The organism is Acinetobacter lwoffii (assembly GCF_024129115.1).
GTDB lineage: Bacteria > Pseudomonadota > Gammaproteobacteria > Pseudomonadales > Moraxellaceae > Acinetobacter > Acinetobacter lwoffii_T.
Genome location: NZ_JAMXXO010000014.1, coordinates 54,241 through 75,667, shown reverse-complemented (window position 1 = coordinate 75,667; position 21,427 = coordinate 54,241). Strand labels below are relative to the sequence as shown.

At 44.5% G+C, this 21,427-nt stretch carries 20 protein-coding genes; 11 read left to right on the top strand and 9 right to left on the bottom strand.

Going from position 1 to position 21,427, the window contains the following annotated elements; translation table 11 throughout:
* The first annotated feature begins 11 nt into the window (after window positions 1-11).
* The 8 genes from NI470_RS11155 to NI470_RS11120 all read left to right on the top strand — a co-directional run bounded on the left by NI470_RS11155 (window position 12) and on the right by NI470_RS11120 (window position 10,573).
* The gene (locus NI470_RS11155) at window positions 12-2,060 is read left to right on the top strand and encodes a site-specific recombinase (protein ID WP_253148376.1); all 2,049 of its coding nucleotides are present in this window, start codon (window positions 12-14) and stop codon (window positions 2,058-2,060) included.
* 152 nt (window positions 2,061-2,212) lie between these two features.
* Window positions 2,213-2,815, top strand: a complete 603-nt coding sequence (locus tag NI470_RS11150) for a phosphatase PAP2 family protein (protein WP_253148377.1) — start codon at window positions 2,213-2,215, stop codon at window positions 2,813-2,815.
* A 36-nt stretch (window positions 2,816-2,851) separates the two neighbouring features.
* Window positions 2,852-4,114: an efflux RND transporter periplasmic adaptor subunit gene (locus NI470_RS11145; protein WP_253148378.1), complete on the top strand. Its 1,263-nt coding sequence runs from the start codon at window positions 2,852-2,854 to the stop codon at window positions 4,112-4,114.
* A gap of 13 nt (window positions 4,115-4,127) precedes the next feature.
* Entirely contained in the window at window positions 4,128-7,304 is a 3,177-nt protein-coding gene (locus NI470_RS11140; RefSeq protein WP_085064700.1) for an efflux RND transporter permease subunit, read from the top strand.
* Entirely contained in the window at window positions 7,304-8,770 is a 1,467-nt protein-coding gene (gene adeK / locus NI470_RS11135; protein WP_253099844.1) for a multidrug efflux RND transporter AdeIJK outer membrane channel subunit AdeK, read from the top strand. Before NI470_RS11140 ends, adeK begins: the two co-directional genes overlap by 1 nt.
* Before the next feature lie 107 nt (window positions 8,771-8,877).
* Window positions 8,878-9,234: a YbjQ family protein gene (locus tag NI470_RS11130; protein ID WP_005104015.1), complete on the top strand. Its 357-nt coding sequence runs from the start codon at window positions 8,878-8,880 to the stop codon at window positions 9,232-9,234.
* A 3-nt stretch (window positions 9,235-9,237) separates the two neighbouring features.
* A complete protein-coding gene (locus tag NI470_RS11125) occupies window positions 9,238-9,666 on the top strand; it encodes a YbjQ family protein (protein WP_253148379.1) in 429 nt (142 codons plus the stop codon).
* Between the two features lie 232 nt (window positions 9,667-9,898).
* Window positions 9,899-10,573, top strand: coding sequence for a DUF1345 domain-containing protein (locus NI470_RS11120; RefSeq protein WP_253139041.1), 675 nt, complete (start codon window positions 9,899-9,901; stop codon window positions 10,571-10,573).
* A 121-nt stretch (window positions 10,574-10,694) separates the two neighbouring features.
* Here NI470_RS11120 and NI470_RS11115 read toward each other — a convergent pair whose 3' ends face one another.
* The 3 genes from NI470_RS11115 to NI470_RS11105 form a co-directional block, all read right to left on the bottom strand.
* Window positions 10,695-11,192 carry a DUF2505 family protein gene (locus NI470_RS11115; RefSeq protein ID WP_253148380.1) on the bottom strand — a complete coding sequence of 166 codons (498 nt, stop codon included), beginning with the start codon at window positions 11,190-11,192 and terminating at the stop codon, window positions 10,695-10,697.
* Window positions 11,193-11,341: 149 nt separating this feature from the next.
* The gene (locus tag NI470_RS11110) at window positions 11,342-11,617 is read right to left on the bottom strand and encodes a hypothetical protein (RefSeq protein ID WP_004280654.1); all 276 of its coding nucleotides are present in this window, start codon (window positions 11,615-11,617) and stop codon (window positions 11,342-11,344) included.
* Between the two features lie 259 nt (window positions 11,618-11,876).
* A complete protein-coding gene (locus NI470_RS11105) occupies window positions 11,877-12,362 on the bottom strand; it encodes a hypothetical protein (protein ID WP_004645804.1) in 486 nt (161 codons plus the stop codon).
* A 371-nt stretch (window positions 12,363-12,733) separates the two neighbouring features.
* On the opposite strand from NI470_RS11105, the gene NI470_RS11100 reads away from it, so the two are divergent.
* Window positions 12,734-13,201 carry a GNAT family N-acetyltransferase gene (locus tag NI470_RS11100; RefSeq protein ID WP_195725697.1) on the top strand — a complete coding sequence of 156 codons (468 nt, stop codon included), beginning with the start codon at window positions 12,734-12,736 and terminating at the stop codon, window positions 13,199-13,201.
* Here NI470_RS11100 and NI470_RS11095 read toward each other — a convergent pair.
* From NI470_RS11095 to NI470_RS11075, 5 genes are all read right to left on the bottom strand, one after another.
* A complete protein-coding gene (locus NI470_RS11095) occupies window positions 13,198-15,009 on the bottom strand; it encodes a sensor domain-containing diguanylate cyclase (RefSeq protein ID WP_071850820.1) in 1,812 nt (603 codons plus the stop codon). The genes NI470_RS11100 and NI470_RS11095 overlap by 4 nt on opposite strands.
* Window positions 15,010-15,250: 241 nt before the next feature.
* Window positions 15,251-15,589, bottom strand: a complete 339-nt coding sequence (locus NI470_RS11090) for an FKBP-type peptidyl-prolyl cis-trans isomerase (protein WP_004280661.1) — start codon at window positions 15,587-15,589, stop codon at window positions 15,251-15,253.
* Between the two features lie 85 nt (window positions 15,590-15,674).
* On the bottom strand, window positions 15,675-16,298 hold the full coding sequence (locus tag NI470_RS11085; RefSeq protein WP_180180469.1) for an MgtC/SapB family protein: 624 nt from the start codon (window positions 16,296-16,298) through the stop codon (window positions 15,675-15,677).
* A gap of 85 nt (window positions 16,299-16,383) precedes the next feature.
* A complete protein-coding gene (locus NI470_RS11080; protein ID WP_044108573.1) occupies window positions 16,384-16,914 on the bottom strand; it encodes a YaeQ family protein in 531 nt (176 codons plus the stop codon).
* 101 nt (window positions 16,915-17,015) lie between these two features.
* Window positions 17,016-18,023 carry a CobW family GTP-binding protein gene (locus tag NI470_RS11075; RefSeq protein WP_004731939.1) on the bottom strand — a complete coding sequence of 336 codons (1,008 nt, stop codon included), beginning with the start codon at window positions 18,021-18,023 and terminating at the stop codon, window positions 17,016-17,018.
* Between the two features lie 391 nt (window positions 18,024-18,414).
* On the opposite strand from NI470_RS11075, the gene NI470_RS11070 reads away from it, so the two are divergent.
* The gene (locus tag NI470_RS11070) at window positions 18,415-18,648 is read left to right on the top strand and encodes a hypothetical protein (RefSeq protein ID WP_004645811.1); all 234 of its coding nucleotides are present in this window, start codon (window positions 18,415-18,417) and stop codon (window positions 18,646-18,648) included.
* A 353-nt stretch (window positions 18,649-19,001) separates the two neighbouring features.
* The gene (locus NI470_RS11065; RefSeq protein WP_253148381.1) at window positions 19,002-20,606 is read left to right on the top strand and encodes a bifunctional 3-(3-hydroxy-phenyl)propionate/3-hydroxycinnamic acid hydroxylase; all 1,605 of its coding nucleotides are present in this window, start codon (window positions 19,002-19,004) and stop codon (window positions 20,604-20,606) included.
* A 79-nt stretch (window positions 20,607-20,685) separates the two neighbouring features.
* Here the strand turns inward: NI470_RS11065 and NI470_RS11060 are convergent, their stop codons facing one another.
* Window positions 20,686-21,300 (bottom strand): glutathione S-transferase family protein, encoded by a 615-nt coding sequence (locus NI470_RS11060; protein WP_253099981.1) that lies wholly within the window; start codon window positions 21,298-21,300, stop codon window positions 20,686-20,688.
* Window positions 21,301-21,427 lie beyond the last annotated feature (127 nt).

The following is a 21,427-nucleotide window of genomic DNA, read 5'->3' as shown; positions in this document are numbered from 1 at the left end:
TAAACTCGCCTATGCATATTAATTTTCTAGATCTTTTTCAAAACATGCAACACCAGCTTGAACAACCTCGGGCGGTGCTGGATGAAAATCTTCTGATTGAACTGGTTGAAAGAATCAGACCTGAAGACAGCAGAAATACCGAAGAGATCGAAGCGAAATTCAATGCATTTATCCGGGCTTTATTACTCACCCCGAATGCGGTTGCCACGCTTCAAACCTTTACCCTGCGGATCATTAACCGCTATAAACAGACCGGTCTGTTTTCCGATACCGGCATTTTGTCTCTAGATGGATTCTGGAACCAGCTAAACCAGCGCCTTGGTGCACATGTCTTGCCGCTGATTCCCGACCATCAGCAACTCCAAGAATTATTCCGCAAGATTTTTTATCACCGTACCGACAAATACTGGCTGGATTATTTTGATGAAGACGACTGGCAACGTTTATTTGCAGTTCTGAATCAGGGACATTCCAATCAGCCTGAAAAAACCCGAATTAAAGACCAACTGATCAAGGCATTGACCATTTTGTCTTACCGGATCAGTGGTATTGGTCTGCACCCTGAATTTATTAATGCCCAGCCTGAACTGATGGAATATGAATCTCCTTTTCTGGTACAGAATCGTGAGATTAACGAGTTTATTCAGGAATATAAAAAACGCTATAACACAGTCACCTTAGTCGATTCGATTACCCTACCGGATGCGTCACAAGCGCTGGTGATGCTGGAACAATGTCATGATGTCGTGGCCAAGATTCGCCGTTCTACCAAGCGGACTGGCGTCAGTGTCAGCCTGACCTATATGCTGGCACTGCTGGAACAATGTCTGGAACGGGTCGAGATTCTGCTGAATATGGTGATGGATGACGATGATCTGCGTTATCAATCCATTGGCCTGTTTATGGCGGACATTACTGAAGCAATTTATAGCGAACGCAGTGTGCGGGCCCTGCTGGCCACCAATAGTGAACTTTTGGCTTTGCAAGTGACTGAAAATGCCAGCAAGACCGGTGAACATTATGTGAGTACCGACAAGCAAGGCTTTCTGACCATGTATAAATCGGCTGCAGGTGCTGGTGCCATCATCGCGACAATGGCCACCTTAAAAGTTCTGATGACACGCCTCACCATGGCTCCGTTAATGCAGGCTTTTAGCTACAGCATGAACTATTCGCTGGGCTTTATGCTGATTCATGTGCTGCATTTTACCGTAGCGACCAAACAACCGGCGATGACTGCTGCCGCACTGGCGGCTACTGTACAGCAGCGTAAAGGCTCGAAAATGGCTCAAATTGCCGAGCTGGCCGCGCTGATTGTAAATATCATCCGCACCCAGTTTGTCGCCATTTTGGGCAATATTTCGATTGCGATTCCTGTAGCAGCATTGATTACCTTGTTGTGGGATTTTGCGCTGCATGAACCTTTAATGAATCATGCCAAGGCGGCCAAAACCTTGCATGACCTGAATCCTTTTACTTCGTTGGCAATTCCACATGCAGCGATTGCCGGAGTATGTTTATTCCTGTCCGGATTATTGGCCGGTTATTTTGACAATATGGCCGTTTATCGCAAAGTCGGCCCGCGACTGAAAGCCCATGTGCGTTTATCGCAGCTGATGGGGCAAGAGCGTCTTTACCGTTTTGCTGACTATATTGAACGTAATCTGGGTGCACTGGCGGGTAATTTTATTTTCGGGATCATGCTCGGCAGTATGGGCACCATTGGTTTTATTCTCGGTCTGCCACTGGATATTCGCCATATCGCCTTTGCCTCTGCCAACTTTATTCAGGGTCTAATTACGATCAATGGTCCCGATATCGGCTTGATCGTAGTGTCTTTTCTGGGTGTGTTACTCATTGGCCTGACCAACTTGTTTGTCAGTTTCACTCTGACGATTATTGTAGCCTTACGCGCACGCCGGGTGCGTTTTGAACAGTGGAAACCTTTGGCAAAACTGGTCATGACGCACTTCCTGACCCGACCTAGTGATTTCTTCTGGCCACCCAAGCAAAGCATTGAAATTGACGAAAATCATACATCGACAAAAACTCAAAACTGAGATAATTACACTATATTTAGCAACAAATTCCTTACGAAAAAAATGGAATTCGCATAAAATACGCACACTTGAAAAAAAGTGTACTGACAAGTACACTTTGGTTCAGACAATTGGCCGATCTGCGAACGGTTAAAAGGACAAGGATTTTTGGCATGCATTACTTGTTACTTTTTGTCGGTATTTTATTTTTAATTTTCAGTGTGTTCATCCTGAATATTCCCGCTTTAAACGAGCTCGACTTGCAAGCTGTGGAATGGATGAGTCTGTATCGCACCGAGTTTTGGAATCAAATTACTCAGTCCTTATCCTTAATAGGTGGCATGCCATTTGTATTATTTTTATCCACGCTATGGTGTATTGCATTGCTGTGGTATAAAAAGTGTACAAACGTAATTTTTATATGTATCGGAATTATCGGAGGAATTCTCCTAGCTTGGCTGTTGAAATTTGCAATTGCCCGACCCCGACCACCAGAATCCTTGCATCTGGTTGAAAGTTTTGGAAGTTCCTTTCCAAGTGCCCATAGTCTATATGCGGCTTGTCTGGCTTGTCTGGCAATTTACATCCATCGGCAACATTCCCGTTATACCCTCATCGTGATCGGTGCAGTGGTATGGATGCTGATGATGGGGATCTCAAGAGTTTATCTGGGTGTACATTTTCCTTCAGATGTCATATCCGGCTGGAGTATCAGTTTTATTTGGATTTCGTTGTGGTATATGGTCTGGATCAGATATTGCGCGGCTCACAAATAAGAAAATTTAGATATAAATCTAATTAGAGGTGGAATAATGATGTCTGCAAAGCTTTGGGCACCTGCCCTGACTGCTTGCGCATTGGCAACAAGTCTTGCACTTGTTGGTTGTAGCAAAGATCCTAAAGAGGGCCAGCAAGCTGGTGCTCAACAACAAATGCCACCGACTGAAGTCGGTGTTCTTGTTGCACAACCGCAAAGTGTAGAGCAGTCTGTAGAGCTCTCAGGTCGTACAACAGCATTTGAAATTTCAGACGTACGTCCACAAGCCAGTGGCGTGGTGCTTAAACGCTTGTTCACGGAAGGCAGCTATGTGCGTGAAGGTCAGGCCTTGTATGAAATCGATTCAAGCACGAACCGCACTACAGTAGACAATGCCCGTGCAGCGATTGCCCGTGCTGAAGCCAATCTGGGCGTATTGCGTGTGAAGGAAGGCCGTTACCGTCAACTAGTCGGTACCAATGCCATTTCTAAACAGGAATATGATGACATCGCGGCACAGGTCAAACTGGCTGAAGCTGATTTGAATGCCAATCGCGCAACTTTGCGTAATGCCGAAATCAATCTGGGCTATTCGACTGTACGCGCGCCGATTTCGGGCCAGACCAACCGTTCGTCTGTGACAGCGGGTGCTTTAGTGACAGCAAATCAGCCAGAGCCCTTGGTGACGATTCAGCGTCTAGATCCAATCTATGTAGATATCAACCAGTCAAGTGCCGAGCTTTTACGTTTACGTCAACAGCTTAATCAAGGCAGCTTGAACAGCTCGAACAACACCAAAGTCAAGTTAAAGCTTGAAGATGGCAGTATCTATCCGGTTGAAGGCCGTCTTGCATTCTCTGATGTCAGCGTGAACCCTGAAACAGGTACTGTGACTTTACGTGCGGTATTCCCGAACAAAAATCACCTGCTTCTTCCAGGTATGTTTGCCACTGCACAAATCGTACAGGGTGAGGTACCGAATGCTTTCCTGATTCCTCAAGCAGCTTTGACCCGTACCCCAACAGGTCAGGCAATGGCGATGCTGGTCGGTGCTGACAATAAAGTGACGCCACGTCCAGTGACCACCGTTGGTTCTCAAGGCAGCAACTGGATTGTGACCGAAGGTCTGAATCCAGGCGATAAAGTGATTGTAGACGGTATTGCGAAAGTAAAACCTGAACAGCAAGTTGTACCAAAACCTTATCAACCTCAAGCTGCTGCGCCACAAGGTGCTGCACCGCAACAGCCTACAGCGAGCGAGAAAAAGGCAGATGATGCTAAAGAGAAACCTGAACAAAAACCTGCTGCAAATGCATAAGGAGTAATGGTTCATGGCTCAATTCTTTATTCATCGCCCGATTTTCGCTTGGGTGATTGCATTGGTGATTATGCTGGCGGGTATTTTAACCATCAGCAAAATGCCGATTGCACAATATCCGACCATCGCGCCACCAACTGTAACCATTTCTGCGACTTATCCGGGTGCATCTGCTGAAACTGTTGAAAATACAGTGACCCAGATCATCGAGCAGCAGATGAACGGTATGGATGGCTTACGCTATATCTCGTCTAACAGTGCGGGTAATGGTTCTTCTTCTATTTCCTTGAACTTTGACCAGGGTGTCGATCCTGATATCGCACAGGTTCAGGTTCAAAACAAATTACAGTCTGCGACTGCCCTGCTGCCTGAAGATGTACAGCGTCAGGGTGTGCGGGTGACCAAATCGGGTGCCAGCTTCCTGCAAGTTTTGGCATTCTATTCACCTGATAGCAGCCTGACCGCAGATGACATTAAAGACTATGTTAACTCGAATATTGCTGAACCTTTAAGCCGTGTGGCCGGGGTTGGTGAAGTTCAGGTCTTTGGTGGTTCTTATGCGATGCGTATCTGGCTGGATCCAGCCAAGATGGCAAGCCTGCAAGTGACGCCAAGTGATATTGCCACTGCAATCCGCACCCAGAATGCACAGGTTGCCGTAGGTCAGTTGGGTGGTGCGCCTGCAGTTCAAGGACAAGTTCTGAATGCGACGGTAACGGCTCAAAGTCTGTTACAAACGCCGGAACAGTTCAGTAATATCTTCCTGAAAAATGCCACTTCTGGTGCGCAGGTTCGTTTAGGTGATGTTGCACGAGTTGAACTTGGTGCAGATAACTATCAGTTCGATTCTAAATTTAATGGCAAACCGGCTGGTGGTGTAGCAATTAAACTTGCAACTGGCGCCAATGCCCTAGATACCGCACAAGCGGTTGAAGAACGTTTAAAACAGTTACGTCCGAACTATCCGCAAGGCATGGTCGACCAACTGGCGTTTGATACAACACCATTTATTGAACTGTCGATTAAGAGTGTAGTTAAAACCCTGATCGAAGCAATTATTCTGGTGTTCCTGGTAATGTTCCTGTTCTTGCAGAACTGGCGTGCCACGATCATTCCAACCATGGCAGTTCCAGTCGTAGTATTGGGTACATTTGCCGTCATTAACATCTTTGGCTTCTCGATTAATACCCTGACCATGTTTGCCATGGTGTTGGCGATTGGTCTTCTGGTCGATGACGCGATTGTTGTGGTCGAGAACGTCGAACGGGTCATGGTGGAAGAACATCTCGATCCGGTGGCTGCAACTGAAAAATCAATGAAACAGATTTCTGGCGCATTGATTGGTATTACCTCGGTGCTGTCGGCAGTATTCGTTCCAATGGCTTTCTTCGGTGGAACCACCGGGGTCATTTATCGCCAGTTCTCGATTACGCTGGTCACAGCGATGGTCTTGTCACTGGTGGTTGCCTTAACCTTTACCCCTGCCCTGTGTGCGACTCTGCTGAAACAGCATGATCCGAACAAGCCGGAAAGTAATGGTATTTTTGCACGTTTCTTCCGCTGGTTTAATAGCAGTTTTGATAAGGTCTCTGTGAAATATCAGGGCGGCGTCAACCGTATGACTCACAGCAAGATTTTCTCAGGCGTGGTGTATGCCGTGGTACTGGGTATTATTGTGCTGTTGTTCCAGAAACTGCCTTCTTCGTTCCTACCGGATGAAGACCAGGGCGTGGTCATGACGCTGGTTCAGTTACCGCCAAATGCTACCTTGGAACGTACCGACAAAGTGGTCAGCACCATGACCAACTATTTCTTGGAAAACGAGAAAGAGCATGTCGAATCCGTCTTTAGTGTGGCAGGTTTCTCCTTCACGGGTGTGGGACAAAACGCAGGTCTGGCTTTCATTAAGTTGAAAGACTGGTCAGAGCGTCACAGTCCGGAATCTCAAGTCGGTGCCATTATTCAACGTGGTATGGCGCTAAACATGATTGTCAAAGATGCGTCTTACATCATGCCGCTACAATTACCTGCAATGCCTGAACTGGGTGTGTCGGCTGGCTTTAACTTACAGCTCAAAGCTGCAAGTGGTCAAAGTCATGATCAGCTCCTGGCAGCACGTAATACGATTCTCGGTCTAGCAGCACAAGACTCGCGTCTGGCTGGTGTGCGTCCGAATGGTCAGGAAGATACTCCACAGTACCGTGTCATTGTCGATCATGCACAAGCCGGTGCATTGGGCGTGAGTGTTGCTGAAATTAACAGCACCATGGGTATTGCTTGGGGCGGTTCGTATATCAATGACTTCATTGATCGTGGTCGTGTCAAGAAAGTCTATGTTCAGGGTGAAGCTGGCTCGCGGATGATGCCGGAAGATCTGGACCAATGGTATGTGCGTAATAACCGCGGTGAAATGGTGCCATTCTCGGCATTTGCCACAGGCGAATGGACCTACGGTTCACCACGTCTTGAGCGTTATAACGGCGTATCGTCCATGAACATTCAGGGTACACCTGCTCCGGGTATCAGCTCGGGTGATGCAATGGTGGCCATGGAAGAAATTGTAGCGAAGTTACCAGAAATGGGCTTGCAAGGTTTCGACTTCGAATGGACAGGTCTGTCTTTAGAAGAGCGTGAATCTGGTGCACAGGCGCCGTTCCTGTATGCCTTGTCATTACTGATCGTCTTCCTGTGTCTGGCAGCCCTGTATGAAAGCTGGTCGATTCCGTTCTCGGTTCTAATGGTGGTGCCATTGGGTATTGTTGGTGCATTATTACTTACCTTTGGTGGAATGGTATTGCTGCAAAACCCGAACCTGTCGAATAACATTTACTTCCAGGTGGCGATTATTGCCGTGATTGGTCTTTCTGCGAAAAACGCGATCTTGATTGTCGAGTTTGCGAAAGAATTGCAGGAACAAGGTGAAGAGTTATTTGAAGCGACCTTGCATGCGGCAAAAATGCGTTTACGTCCAATTATCATGACCACATTGGCCTTTGGTTTTGGTGTATTACCGCTTGCCCTGGCTTCAGGTGCAGGTGCAGGTAGCCAGCACTCAGTCGGTTATGGTGTACTCGGCGGCGTGATCAGCTCGACCCTGTTAGGTATCTTCTTTATCCCGGTATTCTACGTGTGGATTCGAAGTGTCTTTAAATACAAACCAAAACAACAAAATCAGGAGTATAAGTCGTAATGCAAAATGTATGGTCTATTACAGGTCGTAGCATTGCGGTATCTGCCCTTGCGCTTGCTTTGACAGCCTGTCAAAGTATGCGCAGTCCAGAGCCGGTTGCGCAGGCAGATATCCCGAGCAGCTATACCAATGCGTCTGGTACTTCTGTAGCAGAGCAAGGTTATAAAAACTTTTTTGCCGATCAGCGCCTGTTACAGGTGTTGGATCTGGCATTAAACAATAACCGTGATTTGCGTATTGCTGCCCTCAATATTCAACGAGCTCAGCAACAGTATCAGATTACTGAAAACAACCAGTTACCGACGATTGGTGCCAGTGGTAGCGTATTGCGCCAGGACACCATGAATTCCCAGAATCGTGGTGCAGTGACGACTTATAATGTCGGACTGGGTGTAACTGCGTATGAACTAGATTTTTGGGGACGTGTCCGCAGCTTGCGTGACAATGCACTGGATAGTTTCCTGGCGACCCAAAGTGCTCGAGATGCGACGCAAATTGCCTTAATTGGTCAGGTGTCTCAGGCTTGGCTCAGCTACTCGTTTGCCAATGCCAATCTGGCTTTGGCTGAGCAAACGCTGAAAGCTCAGCTTGAATCTTTTAATCTGAACAAAAAACGTTTTGATGTCGGGATCGACAGCGAGCTTCCAGTGCGTCAGGCGCAAATTTCGGTTGAAACAGCACGTAATGATGTTGCGAATTACCGGACTCAGGTGGCACAGGCACAAAACCTGTTAAACCTGCTGGTCGGTCAGCAAGTGCCTGCGAATTTATTACCAGCACAACGCGTGACCCGCATCACTTCCAATACTGCATTGGGTTCAGGCTTGCCAAGTGATCTATTAATTAACCGTCCAGATGTCCGTGCCGCTGAATACCGTCTATCTGCGGCAGGTGCCAATATTGCGGCAGCACGTGCGCGTCTGTTCCCGACAATTAGTTTGACTGGTTCAGCAGGTTATGCCTCTACTGATTTAGGCGACCTGTTTAAGTCGGGCAGTTTTGCTTGGTCATTTGGTCCGAGTCTGGATATTCCAATTTTTGATTGGGGCACCCGTCAGGCCAATATCCGTATTTCTGAAACCGATCAGCAAATTGCCTTGTCAGATTACGAAAAGTCGATTCAGACTGCTTTCCGTGAAGTGAATGATGCTTTGGCGGTACGTCAGAATATTGGTGATCGTCTTGCAGCTCAGCGCCGTCTGGTCGAAGCAACCAACACCACCTATCGCTTGTCGCAGGCACGTTTCCGCGCCGGGATTGACAGCTATCTGACTGTACTGGATGCACAGCGTGCGTCTTATGCAGCAGAACAAGGTTTGTTATTGCTTGAACAGGCCAATCTGAACAATCAGGTTGAAGTCTACAAAACCCTGGGTGGCGGCTTGAAAGTCAACACGACGGATATCTTGCTGAACACACCGTCTGTGTCTGAACAGCGCCGTGCGGCAGAACAACCAGCGCAATAAATTCCAGATAGATCAAGAAAAGCTCACTTCAGTGGGCTTTTTTTATTGCATTTTCAAGGGAGTTTTCCTATTGTCATAGACTAGCGATTTATTTAGAAAACATGCACATGTTACTTAGCAATCTGGAATCTGTACCGGGACATACCATTCGCCAGCAAATTGATGTGGTGTATGGCAGTACCGTACGCAGCAAACATGTCGGACGTGACTTACTGGCCGGCCTGAAAAATATTGTCGGTGGTGAGCTTACCGCCTATACTGAACTGCTGGAAGAATCCCGTCAGGAAGCCATGAACCGCATGATTGAAAAAGCCCGCAGCATGGGTGCCAATGCAATTGTCGGCATACGTTTCTCGACCTCTAATATTGCCCAAGGTGCTTCTGAACTCTTTGTTTATGGGACAGCCGTAGTGGTTGATCCGATCATGCCAAAATTGCCCGACCCTTTTCCGCAGGCAGATTAAAACATGGATGGTTTAATTCTCCAGATCATCATTTTTGCCATTCTGTTTAGTGTCGGTTTCGGCTTTGGTCGTTATAACGAACGTAAACATTTTCGTTATCTGGATGAACAGGAACAACGTCTGGCATATATCCGGGTGAACAATAGCCGCTTCGCTGTGTCTGAATATTCCGGACAGATGATCAGCAGCAATGTGGTCATTTCTCATGATTATTTTAAATATGCGATTGCCAATGTGCAGAATATGCTCGGTGGCCGTCTGACCAGCTATGAAAGTGTAGTAGAACGCGCACGACGTGAAGCAATTGTGCGATTAAAACTCGAGGCCGAAAAAATCGGTGCGACTCAGATTATGGGCATTCGGCTCAGCACCACAGAACTCGGTATGCAAGGTGGCATGGTAGAAGTCTTTGCTTATGGCACTGCAATCTAACAACCTGCTCAATCGATCTAAACCTCGGTTCAGAAAAAAATTTATTGAGATGATCACGCCTGCTGCGCGATCCGCGCAGTCAAATTGCTCAACTCGAATCAGTTCGACACCTTTAGGATGAAATGTCGTAGAGGAAATAACTAAGGCTGCTACTCAGGCCGTTGCAATCTTCTTTATTGCAAACGGTTCTGTGTTAGGATCTTGAGAAGTCAGCAAAACAAATATAAATGGCATGATGCAGCTTCTTCAATCTATAAAAACGGCACTTCAATCCCGTCTGTATTTCTTTATTATTTTCCCAGCCATTATTGGATTTTATCTGATTTTACAGACAGTCACCCCTTTGAGCTGGTCAAGCTGCCTGTTAATCAGCTGGAATATCGCGATTTACGCTTATTTATTATTGACCATAAAAAAACTCTGGCGTATTGATCATGCTCATATTCTGCAACGCGCCATGCAACAGGATGCCAGTAAATGGATCATTCTGTTTCTGGTGATCATCACCCTGATCATGTGTTTCATTGCGATTATTATTGAAATTAATCATTTACCCAAAGATACCACCATCCGGACCGGCCATTTAATCTTGTCAATTCTGACCATTATTTCAGCCTGGTTCTTGATGCATACGGTTTTTGCAATTCATTATGCGCATGACTTTTATTTGGCGCTCGACAAACAGCAACAAGGTGGTCTAGATTTTCCCAATACCACCAGACCGACTTATCCAGACTTTTTATATTTTAGTTATATCATCGGGACTTCTGCGCAAACTGCAGATGTATCCATTACTTGCCAATCCATGCGAGTCTTGAATACCCTACATTTGCTTTTGGCTTACGGATTCAATACCACCATTCTGGCCATCAGCATTAACGTGACGGCAAACTTTATCAGCACTTAAGCTGGGTTTCCTGGATAGTGGCAATACACTGAAAGTGGCGATCTACCACCCAATCAACTACCACTACCCGGCGTCTACCTGACCAGTTTTGAAATTAGGTCAATCACACTATTTGATTGCTTCAAGCGGTGAGACCTTTACGCAATTCATCTTCGACGATGCTGAGTTCAATTTCACTAAATTTACGAATCTCACCTTCCGCATGCTTTTCTAGCATGCCACCGAGCAAAGGCACTTTGACTTTGACTGTCCAGTTTAATTGAAACTGGATCTGGTCTTCATCTCCGGTAACTGCACGCTGACAGATGGCTTCGATCGGCAAGTTCGCACCGAGTTGTACCGTCGAAGTCATTTCATTCAGATCGCTGACATCGGTACGCTGCAAACGGAAGGCATCTTTGAGTAATTTTTTTGCGATATCCGGAATATTAACATCTAGATTATAAGCGCGTTTCAGGGTATACATATGCCCCTGCTTTTCCGAAACCAGGATTTCCAAGTTTTGCGCAGGAATTCGATGGCAAACTACCTCATGCAAACGAATATCATTGGCCAAACGCTTAAATTCATCAATAGACACGCCATTGATAATTGCTTTCACGGTGAACTGATGTGCCATGCTATTTTTTCCTTATTTTTATTACGATATTCGCCTATGCCACTCTCGGCTGATGCGAATAAAAATCAGATACAGAGATGACTCTGCAATTTATATCAACTTTATAGCGGATGTCATTATTCTTTTATCGGGAAATTCCGGCAGCCCGGTCAATGTTTGCAACATAGTTTTACTGAAAGCTGTGCCTGTCCACAGCTGATCTGTAGCTGCGCTTCGCCATAATAAATCACGGCATGAAACTCATCGGCACCATCATCTAGACCGGAAACATAGTATTCAGTTCCAGCTGGGAAAGCCTGCAGCCAGTCAGCCTTATAAAAATCAGACACAGAATCAAACTGCAAATACAGTTCAGGCTCAGCTTCGATCTTCATCGCCAGTGCAATAAACTTCTGTAATTGTGCTTGATGAAAATCAATGATCATAGTATTTCTGCCTTTTTAGTCCGGATCATTGCTCGCCAGACTTCGTACATTTTAAATGACTATTTCAAGAATACGACTCTCGAGTTTTGAGGTTTTTCTAGCACAAGATTATGGCTTAAAGGAGATAAATTATATGGGCTATTTCCGCCAAGCGGCAGAAAAAATCTGAGCTAAGGCATGAGATACCTTTTCTGAATTGCAATGGCTTAAGTACGTAGTCTGAGATCTTCAATCGTACAGAATGACTGAAAGTGGTGTTCTAAGCACAGTCAGAATGCAAAAGTTCCCTGCGAATTTCATGCCGGTGCTCTTCTCCAAAACGGTCGACATGTGCATAGAATACGCCATAGCGACCGACATAATATTCCAGTGACTGATCATAAAAATTCCAGAAAATAGACCATTCGCCTAAATCCATCTGACGAATCTGGGTACCACTGTGCATCGGCATTTTTTGTAATAGTTCTTGCTGTAACTGTTCGGCCTGTGCCCGATTCTCAATATGCACCTGCCGTTGAAAGAATAGCTGTGCCACATCGTCAAACAGTTCCAGTTCATAAGCATCCACCAGATGTACTTGCTGCTCTTGCTCGATGACCTCTTGCTCTGTCATGCTAGAAATCTGTGCCGGTTTTTCTGGACGCTGACACACCAGATGGCGCTGAGCTTTATAGATCTTTCTGCCGACGATCCAGGCAGCATTCAACATGAATAAAACACATAACAACAGCAGTAATTTCAGCATGGTTGATGATCTCATGTGACTAATTTTATTTTTATGGTTATAGGATCAAGATTCATTTGAATAGTCCCTTTTGACTCAGCATACGTCTATTTTTTGTACAGTGCAAACTTGAAGCTTATTTTTACTCTTTATCCTCTCTGCTTGCTCATTTGTGCCTAGATTCGAACTTCGATTTATTCAAAAATTGATTTACTTTGATTTTTTATTTTTAACTCGGTAATGAGATTCAAGAACTTGAGATAAACAAACAGGACAAATCATCAACAGAACCAATCTTCACATTAATAAATCACAGCAAAGATTCTCAAAAAACTACAATATTGTTCTGTTTTTTACCCTCTTCTTTTTTATCAAATAAACCTTCCCTATAAATGTTCGAGAAAATGAATAATATTATGATTCGTGAAGGGAGGGTCGAAGATATACCTCAAATTATTCAGGTCATTCATGACAGCATTCAGTCCTGTGTACTGGATCATCAGCGTGAAGAAAGCAAAATTCAAACCTGGCTAGAAAAATTTGATCATGCCAGCCTGATTGTCGATATGCTGTATAACGATTGCTGGGTTTATCTCATCTATGACAAGGTCGTCGGGTTCTTATTGGTCAGTGATGCTGGAGAAATCCGGATGCATTATGTGGCCCAACACTGCCAAAGGCTGGGGTTTGGCACCGAGTTATTTCATCAAATGCATCGCGCTTTATTAAAGAAAAAAATTCATCAGATTGAAATACAGTCTACTCAAACTGCCTTAAGTTATTATCAACACTGCGGCTTTCATCCCCATTCTGCCGAGTCAGAAGATGAATCGCGCTATCTGTATAAATATGTTTTTTAATCGACCTCTTTTTCAATTTTTAACTGATCACGTCCTGCCTGTTTAGCGGCGTAGAGCTGCACATCTGCCGCTTTCATCAATTCATGAATATCTGCATAGCCATGGTTTTGTTCAACCCAGGCCGCGCCCATACTAACCGTAACATAATCTTTTGCATCTGGCCGATTCAGATGTTCCATACGCTGTTCCCGAATCTGGTTTAATACATTTTCCAGATTTTTTAGGGCAGTTTGAACTGGCATTCCAGTGAGCAGAATCGCAAACTCTTCACCACCATAACGTGCCAGATAACCAGACGGTGGTAAAGCAGCTTGAATAATCCTAACCAGATTTTTCAGGATTTCATCCCCTTTTAAGTGGCCATAATAGTCATTATAGTTTTTAAAAAAATCGACATCGAGCATGGCAAAAATCAAGGTATGTTGCGGCTGCTGTTGGGTCTGCAAAAACTGCTGCTGGATTTCATGATTTAAGGCACGCCGGTTAAAAGCTCCAGTCAGCGCATCAATATTCATTTGCTGTTCCAGTTTGGCATTCACTTCACGCAGTTGCTGGGTCCGTTCTTTAACTTTTTGATCGAGCGAATTATTGAGGGCGATCAGGTTCAGGTTCAGCTGTTCAGTCTCATAAGTTTGATGTGCATAATGTCTGGACTGCTGAAACATGATTAATAAGGCATAGATACTGGTTGAGATAAAGAACAGATGCGTGGTTTTAATTACATTGATCAGCAATAGATAATCATTCAAAAAAGTTAGACAGAGGAAAATAATTGCAATCAGATTTAAACGCGAATAATGCTCTTTATAACGTAAGGTCTGATAAAAACCGTAAATAAAATTACCGATGATGACCAAGGCAAAAATCGCACTAAATAGGGCCAGACGTTCAAATATCTCAGGAGGTGAAAATAGGGTGAAAGTAATGTTAAAAACCAGTAATGCCACTGCGATATAATAAATCACCGGATTTAGATAGCGCCGGTTAAACAGATGCATATAGCTGAGAAAAAAGAAGGCAGCAATAAAAGTAAACAGATACTCTAAGCGGGTTCCCCACAGCCAGTTGATATTGGTAAATACCGAATAGGCATAAGGTGCAGAAAACAGGTTATGCAGGGCTAAAAAGACAATAAACCAGCCAAAAACAAAGATACTTTTACTGTTACGTTCTCGTGATCCCCTGAATACCGAAAATAGAATAGTAAACACCCCCACCCCAAGTACCGCGCCGCACACCATGGCAATACTCATCATGAGCTGCTGAAATTGGCGATTGATGGTACCTGCAACGCCGATCTGCATCGGTCGTTCGAGACCACCATGCAAGTGGGTATAATTGGAAGCCTGAATGCTTAAGGTAATATATTCAGTGTCTGGAACAAAATAGCCAATACTCGGTGCTTTCTCAGTCACCTGTTTGTCAGGTGTGGTACTGATTTCCCCGAGACGGACAATAAACTGTCCATTGACATATACCCGATAGGCGCCGTATTGGGTTGGAATCCGAATCGCGATGCGTCGCCCGAGAAATTCTTTCGGAATTTTAAAATAACCAATAAAGGTACCGTAGCCAGAGTTTGAACCCGCTAGAGTTTTAAAAGAGGCTGGCAATTCAACTGTTTTTGACTGGAGTACGGGGCTGGGCTGAACAATAAACTGACTCGGATAAAACAGCCATTTTCCCTGCAAGGCACTAGTGCTATGTTCGGTAAAATGAACTTCAGTAATATGGTCGTGAGATTGCTGCTGAAATGACGGCGAAGGGAGTTCATCCTGAGCGATTGCTGAACTTATGATGCAAGTCATCCAGCTCAAGGCACAGACAAATACGAAAAAACAGACATTCCTTATCAAGTTATGCAAATACGTTATATCTCAAAATAATTCTTTATTATTCTTATAATCTACAAGGAATATTTTTGATTTCAAATCTTTTTAGATGTTTTTTGTAGCTTCTCCGGCACAGCTTATTTTGAAGCGACTGCACCGGAACCAGCGTATATCTTTGAATAAAAAATATAACTTATATTCAGCAAGTTAAATGATTTTAATCACGTGTTTTTACATCAAACAGTTCAATTTCAAAAATCAGGTTGGAATTGGCCGGAATGACTTTACCCATTTTGCGTTCGCCATAGGCCAAATGTGCAGGCACCATCAGTTTACGCTTACCGCCAACTTTCATTCCCAGAATACCCTGATCCCAACCTTTGATTACACGGCCTGTGCCAATGACGGTTTCAAAATAATTACCACGGTCAATAGAGGAATCAAACTTGGTTCCATCTTCCAGCCAGCCAGTATAGTGCGTGGTAATTAGGGCACCTTTCACCGCTTCCTTGCCTTCGCCTACTTTTAAATCAATAATTTCAAGTTCGTTGATCATGCTTATTTACCTGAGAGGGGCATAAAATTCAAAGCTCAGTATAAACCGGATTGCTCTGTTTTTTTAAGTCTGGGCCATTGATGGGTTAAAAGCTGAGTTCCTGAATATTCTTATCATTGAGTAAATACTGGGTTAATTCTTGATGATTCTTGGCCGACCCCATCAGAATCCAGCGTCCGACAATCTGTTGATCCATTTTTTTTTGTGAGGAATGCACTACTTTTAACTGATAACGTTTAAATAGCATTTCGTAGTGATTGGAATCATTTTGATCGAATGGGCAGACGATTTCATAGCTGCGTTCCTGATTCAGAGATTCAATGCCACGCTGAACATACATTAATAGAACCAGCACCGCCATGACAATAAAAGTAGCCCAAATACTTAAGAGTTCATAGCCAGCACCGACTGCCATGCCGAGTGCTGCCGTCATCCAGATGGTAGTCGCGGTGGTAATTCCAGAAATACGGTTATCATCTTTCAGGATAACACCAGCGCCCAGAAAACCCAGCCCAGTCAAGACATTGGCGGCCAGCCGGTCAGGATTGGCCACGCCTATTTTCAGGGAGATAATGGTAAATAAACAGGAACTCAGACTGACCATAATCATGGTACGCAATCCAGCAGATTTACTGTGATACTCACGCTCTGCACCAATAATTGCGCCAATCGCGACAGCTAGCAGTAAATCATAAAGTTCATGGTACATGGTGCAACCCTGCGTATTCTTATTCCTCAGATATACGCAATTTGAGCTACAGGATACAAGTCCAGACTTGCATCCTTATTTGGCCTTATTGTAACTGTTCCCACTCCACCAGCACCTGGCCCTGATCGCCAATCAAGGTCCATTCACCATCCATCACATTGAGCTGTAACTGCATGGTGCGTTCGCATAACTGTGGCAATGCGTCGGTGGTTGCGGTAGATAACTTCCACACTTCCACATTTTTTAAGATTTTTAATTTGCTGCTGCGCTTATACCATTCATCCACCGCAGAACCATAGGTGACGACTGCGACCTGCTTGCAACGCGCACTGGCCTTTTTGACTTTATCTTCGTCCGGGCTACCGACTTCAATCCATTTGACCAGTTGCCCGGTCAGATCCTTTTCCCAGAGTGCCGGTTCATCGGTTTCAAACAGATCCTTGGTAAATTCCAGTGCTTCATCGGCATAGCGTGCATAGGCCAGAATACGCACCATTAAACGTTCAATGGTTTCTGAAGGATGCAGCGCCATCGTCAGCTGATAGTCTGCATAACGATGCGTATCCATGTCCGCAATATTCAAATCAACCTTATAAATCGTCGCTTTTAACGCCATCACATAATCCTCAAATTTGGCGCCTAGCATATAAGATTTAGCGCTATTTTGCTGAACAGATTTAGGCCAATAATTCATTCAGCATACTAGAAACAGTACCGTTATTTTTCCAGATCGATACGACATTGCATCAGGGCAGTTTCAAATGCCAGCCAATCCCGTGACTGTTGATAAATCACTTCTACCCGGTTATCAATGCCTTCATCTACCGACTGATAATTAAACTGCTCCGGATTAAAATTAAAGCTTTTCCAGCCTTGATCCGTATTAAAAATTCCCTTGATTCTGAGCCAGTCTTTTTGTTCACAGAGTAGATCCAGCAGATCATAAAAATTAAATTGCCAGCGTTTTGGAAATTTCCAGCCTGCAACCTGATAACCCTGCGCGCTTTCTACATAATGATAAGGCATCTGCTGAATCACTACGGGCGTATCCGCTGAACGGGTGATCTGTTGCTGCTTTAACAAAGGCTGAATCTGACGGGCAGAACCCCGATAGTCCTGTTTGATCTGTTCGATATCGAGTTGTCCATGCTCGGTGAACAGCCACTGTTGCGCATAAGGTTGATATTCCGCCTGAAGTTGGGTGAACGCTGCTTGATCTGCGGCTGTCATCAAGTCAGTATGTGAAATCACCACAATATGCGCTGCCTTGAGTTGGTCCGCATACAGGTTTTGCTGGGTCCAGTCCCGGTCATGCAAACGCGAACCATCCACCACGGTGACTAAAGCCTGCATGTTTAAATGGCTGTGCCAGTGCGGCTCAGTTAGCTGTTCCAGTAATTGGCCAGGATGCCCCAGTCCGGTAGGTTCGATAAACAGACGATCCGGTTTCACTTCTGATAGCAGACGTGACAAGGCGATTTGCATCGGTAACTGGCTACTGCAACATAGACACCCGCCTAATAGCTCTTTGACTGCATAACCCTGATCTTGTGGCAATAACTGCTGATCTACCCCAATCTGGCCAAATTCATTCATCAGCACCGCCCAGATTTCCTGTTCCGGTTTTTGCTGTAGTAAATGTTTGAGTAGTGTGGTTTTACCTGCACCCAAAAATCCAGAGATGATATGGACAGGAATAGCCTGCGACGCTGACAGAATTTTCAAAATCGGCTCTCAAGAGATTGAATAGAAATAGCAATGACCTGCATTATAAAGCACAGTGTGACTTTAAAATGCGTGTTCTTCGCAAATACGGCGTGAAAATCACAGAGATAAAAATTAATGGAATGATCCAAAATTACCAATTTTCTATGTTAACTTTTATTTCAAATTTTATTTTTGAAATATTCATACACACTTTCATTAAATAAAACTCCGCATAATTAACAGAAATAAAACAACTTTCTCAGTTTTGTATCTGCTGGGTTATTCCCTGCGTGTCGCTTTTGTTAATTGATTTGCTCAGTAAATTTTCAGTGCTTAGGATGGGCATCTGTCGAATTGATGTGATGGTCAGCTCGGCAGATTACATGACATGAATAAAAGGATGCCAAAAATGAAATATGCACAAATCTTACTTGCCACTACGCTTACTGCTGCTGCAGCCACCAGTTTTGCTGATAGTAAAACTACAGATGCGAAAACCACCACTGCAGAAGAAAAAGTGATTGTGACTACCCAGGAATTACCTGAATCGAATGCTCCTGTTGCAGGCGCATCTGCAGAGCAGCCTGCTGCCTCTGAAGCTGCTGCGGAAACTACGACACCTGCAAAACCTGCTGCACGTTAAGTGATTGAACAACTCGTTTAATCCTTCAATGAAGATATCAGGGACAGTAATTCTCCAGTAGGCTTTGTCCTATACTGCCCCCGATATTATTCTATGCTGAATCATGCTTGATGCTGGTTCAGCATTTTTATTGCATAAAATCTATTTATCACCATAGTCAAAACTGATCATAGAATTAATACAGGCTATCAAATTTTTATTATTTTTATAATTAAAATCAATTATTTATTTAAAAACCACCTATTTCAATCCAATATCATCCATATACTTAAGCTACTATCGCCTAACTTGTTTCTGGCTTCTAACTGTCCCTTAATAGCATCAAATGCAAGTCGATTGAATGGACATTCGCTATGAGCAATACTAATTACACTACTGAAGTGGCAATCCTGGGCGCCGGTCCTGTCGGCTTAACCATTGCCAACTATCTGAGCAAGCAAGGCGTAGCTGTCACGATTGTCGAGCAACTAGATAGTTTGATTGATTATCCACGTGCGATTGGAATCGATGATGAATCCTTGCGCACCATTCAATCTTTGGGTTTAGTTAATCAAGTCTTACCGCATACCACTCCGAATCATGCGATGCGCTTCTTGACGCCTAAAGGTCGCTGTTTTGCAGATATTCAGCCTTTAACACGTGAGTTTGGTTTCTCGCGCCGTAATGCCTTTATTCAGCCACAAGTCGATAACGTCCTACTGCAAGGCTTAAAGCAATATAAGAACACCCAAGTGCTGTTTTCTCGTCAATTGACCCAGTTTAGTCAAGATGCCGAAGGCGTAACGCTTAACCTGCAAAATAAAGAAGGCGATGCAGAAACCATCCGCGCACAATACCTGATTGCCTGTGATGGTGGTAATTCCTATGTGCGCCGAAACCTGGGCATTGCTTTTGAGGGTGAAACCGCACCGAATCAATGGATCGTGATCGATCTTGAAAACGACCCGCTTGCTACACCGCATATCTACCTATGTTGTGATCCGGTACGTCCTTATGTATCGGCCGCCTTGCCACATGGTATCCGCCGTTTTGAATTTATGGTCATGCCGGGTGAAACGCAGGAAGAACTGAGCAAACCGGAAAATATTGCCAAACTTCTTTCTAAGGTTTTACCAAGCACGGATGGTATCGAAGTGATCCGTCAGCGTGTCTATACCCATAATGCTCGTATTGCTGACAAGTTCCGTGTCGACCGTATTTTACTTGCCGGTGATGCAGCGCACATTATGCCGGTATGGCAAGGTCAGGGTTATAACAGCGGTATGCGTGATGCCTTTAATCTGGCTTGGAAAATGGCGCTGGTTGTTCAAGGCAAAGCTGGCCCAGCACTTTTAGATTCTTATCAGATCGAACGTAAAGACCATGCCAAGGCGATGATTGACCTGTCGGTGATGGCAGGTCACGTATTGGCACCACCGAAAAAATGGCAAGGTTTTGTTCGTGACGGCATTGCCTATGCCCTGAACTATATCAAACCGATCAAGCAGTATCTGCTGGAAATGCGCTTCAAACCAATGCCGAAATATCATGACGGCGCACTTTTGAGCAAGGGAGCCAAGAACTCTCCAGTCGGCAAAATGTTTATCCAGCCTCAGGTTCAGCTAGCTTCGGGTGAAACCGTATTACTGGATGAAGTGATCGGCAATGATTTTGCGATTATTGCCTGGGGTGTTGATCCGAAATGGGGTCTGAGCCCAGATACGTTGCAACAGTGGAAATCGCTCGGCGTGAAATTCATTCAGGTAATTCCGGCGGTGCAATTGCAAAATAGCCAGCGCAAAGAGTATGAAGATGTCATTACCATTGGTGATATCGGCACAGATATCCGCTCGTGGTTTGGTAACACGTCTGATTCAGTTGTAATCTTGCGTCCTGACCGTTTCGTGGCTGCGCTGGCCATTCCTCAATCGATGGAAAGCACCAGCCAGCAACTGTTTAAAAAGCTTTACCTGAAATAATATTGGTCACCTTTCACCACGCTTCGGCGTGGTTTTTTTATTATTTTTAGATATCCCGGACAATATATAGACCGAGGAATTAGACTCGGTATTCCTGAAACCACGGAATATCTTTCAAGGAATCACGAGAGGCCATCTGCTGCAGGAAGGGCCTGAACTCATCAAATGGCGGTAAAATTTTCGCAGAGATCGTGAAGATCAAACAGTAAGCCACATATAGGTCCGCAGCCGAGACTTTTTCACCCAACAGATAAGGATTGGCCTGCTCGATGCCCTGTTTCATAAAATCAAATACGGCTGCTTCATTCCCAAAACTTAAACTTCTCCGGTTCTTTTCAATATTTTCTGGCGACACCTGTAAATTTTTTATATCGATATATTCGGTAAAGGGTCCATGACAGAAAAACATCCATTTCAAATACGCCCCACGCTTCGGATCATCCAAAGCAGGTGCCAATCCTTTGTCAGAATACTTATCTGCCAGATAGATAAAAATAGCGGCCATTTCTGAAATGACGATCTCCTGATCTACCAGACAGGGAACTTTTCCCATCGGATTCATCTGTGTATATGCCTGCTGATGCATATCCTCATAGGCAATCTCCACCTGCTCAATCTGATCTTCAATCTGCAATTCTTTCAGCAAAGGCAACAAGGTCAAGCCACGTGATTGTGGGTTGTTATAGAGCTTCATCATCCTGCTTCAACCGGTTTTTATTGTTAGATGTTCAGTATAAAGTGATTTGCAGTCCCGATTTAAAAGGATGTGCTACAGATCATTTCTGTCGCACGGCTTTTTAGATGGGCAGATTGAAGGTTTA

Coding starts and splice junctions, on each gene's coding strand:
- NI470_RS11155 (WP_253148376.1), top strand. CDS start 12: ATGCATATTAATTTTCTAGATCTTTTTCAAAACATGCAACACCAGCTT.
- NI470_RS11150 (WP_253148377.1), top strand. CDS start 2,213: ATGCATTACTTGTTACTTTTTGTCGGTATTTTATTTTTAATTTTCAGT.
- NI470_RS11145 (WP_253148378.1), top strand. CDS start 2,852: ATGATGTCTGCAAAGCTTTGGGCACCTGCCCTGACTGCTTGCGCATTG.
- NI470_RS11140 (WP_085064700.1), top strand. CDS start 4,128: ATGGCTCAATTCTTTATTCATCGCCCGATTTTCGCTTGGGTGATTGCA.
- adeK (WP_253099844.1), top strand. CDS start 7,304: ATGCAAAATGTATGGTCTATTACAGGTCGTAGCATTGCGGTATCTGCC.
- NI470_RS11130 (WP_005104015.1), top strand. CDS start 8,878: ATGTTACTTAGCAATCTGGAATCTGTACCGGGACATACCATTCGCCAG.
- NI470_RS11125 (WP_253148379.1), top strand. CDS start 9,238: ATGGATGGTTTAATTCTCCAGATCATCATTTTTGCCATTCTGTTTAGT.
- NI470_RS11120 (WP_253139041.1), top strand. CDS start 9,899: ATGATGCAGCTTCTTCAATCTATAAAAACGGCACTTCAATCCCGTCTG.
- NI470_RS11115 (WP_253148380.1), bottom strand. CDS start 11,192: ATGGCACATCAGTTCACCGTGAAAGCAATTATCAATGGCGTGTCTATT.
- NI470_RS11110 (WP_004280654.1), bottom strand. CDS start 11,617: ATGATCATTGATTTTCATCAAGCACAATTACAGAAGTTTATTGCACTG.
- NI470_RS11105 (WP_004645804.1), bottom strand. CDS start 12,362: ATGCTGAAATTACTGCTGTTGTTATGTGTTTTATTCATGTTGAATGCT.
- NI470_RS11100 (WP_195725697.1), top strand. CDS start 12,734: ATGTTCGAGAAAATGAATAATATTATGATTCGTGAAGGGAGGGTCGAA.
- NI470_RS11095 (WP_071850820.1), bottom strand. CDS start 15,009: ATGACTTGCATCATAAGTTCAGCAATCGCTCAGGATGAACTCCCTTCG.
- NI470_RS11090 (WP_004280661.1), bottom strand. CDS start 15,589: ATGATCAACGAACTTGAAATTATTGATTTAAAAGTAGGCGAAGGCAAG.
- NI470_RS11085 (WP_180180469.1), bottom strand. CDS start 16,298: ATGTACCATGAACTTTATGATTTACTGCTAGCTGTCGCGATTGGCGCA.
- NI470_RS11080 (WP_044108573.1), bottom strand. CDS start 16,914: ATGGCGTTAAAAGCGACGATTTATAAGGTTGATTTGAATATTGCGGAC.
- NI470_RS11070 (WP_004645811.1), top strand. CDS start 18,415: ATGAAATATGCACAAATCTTACTTGCCACTACGCTTACTGCTGCTGCA.
- NI470_RS11065 (WP_253148381.1), top strand. CDS start 19,002: ATGAGCAATACTAATTACACTACTGAAGTGGCAATCCTGGGCGCCGGT.
- NI470_RS11060 (WP_253099981.1), bottom strand. CDS start 21,300: ATGAAGCTCTATAACAACCCACAATCACGTGGCTTGACCTTGTTGCCT.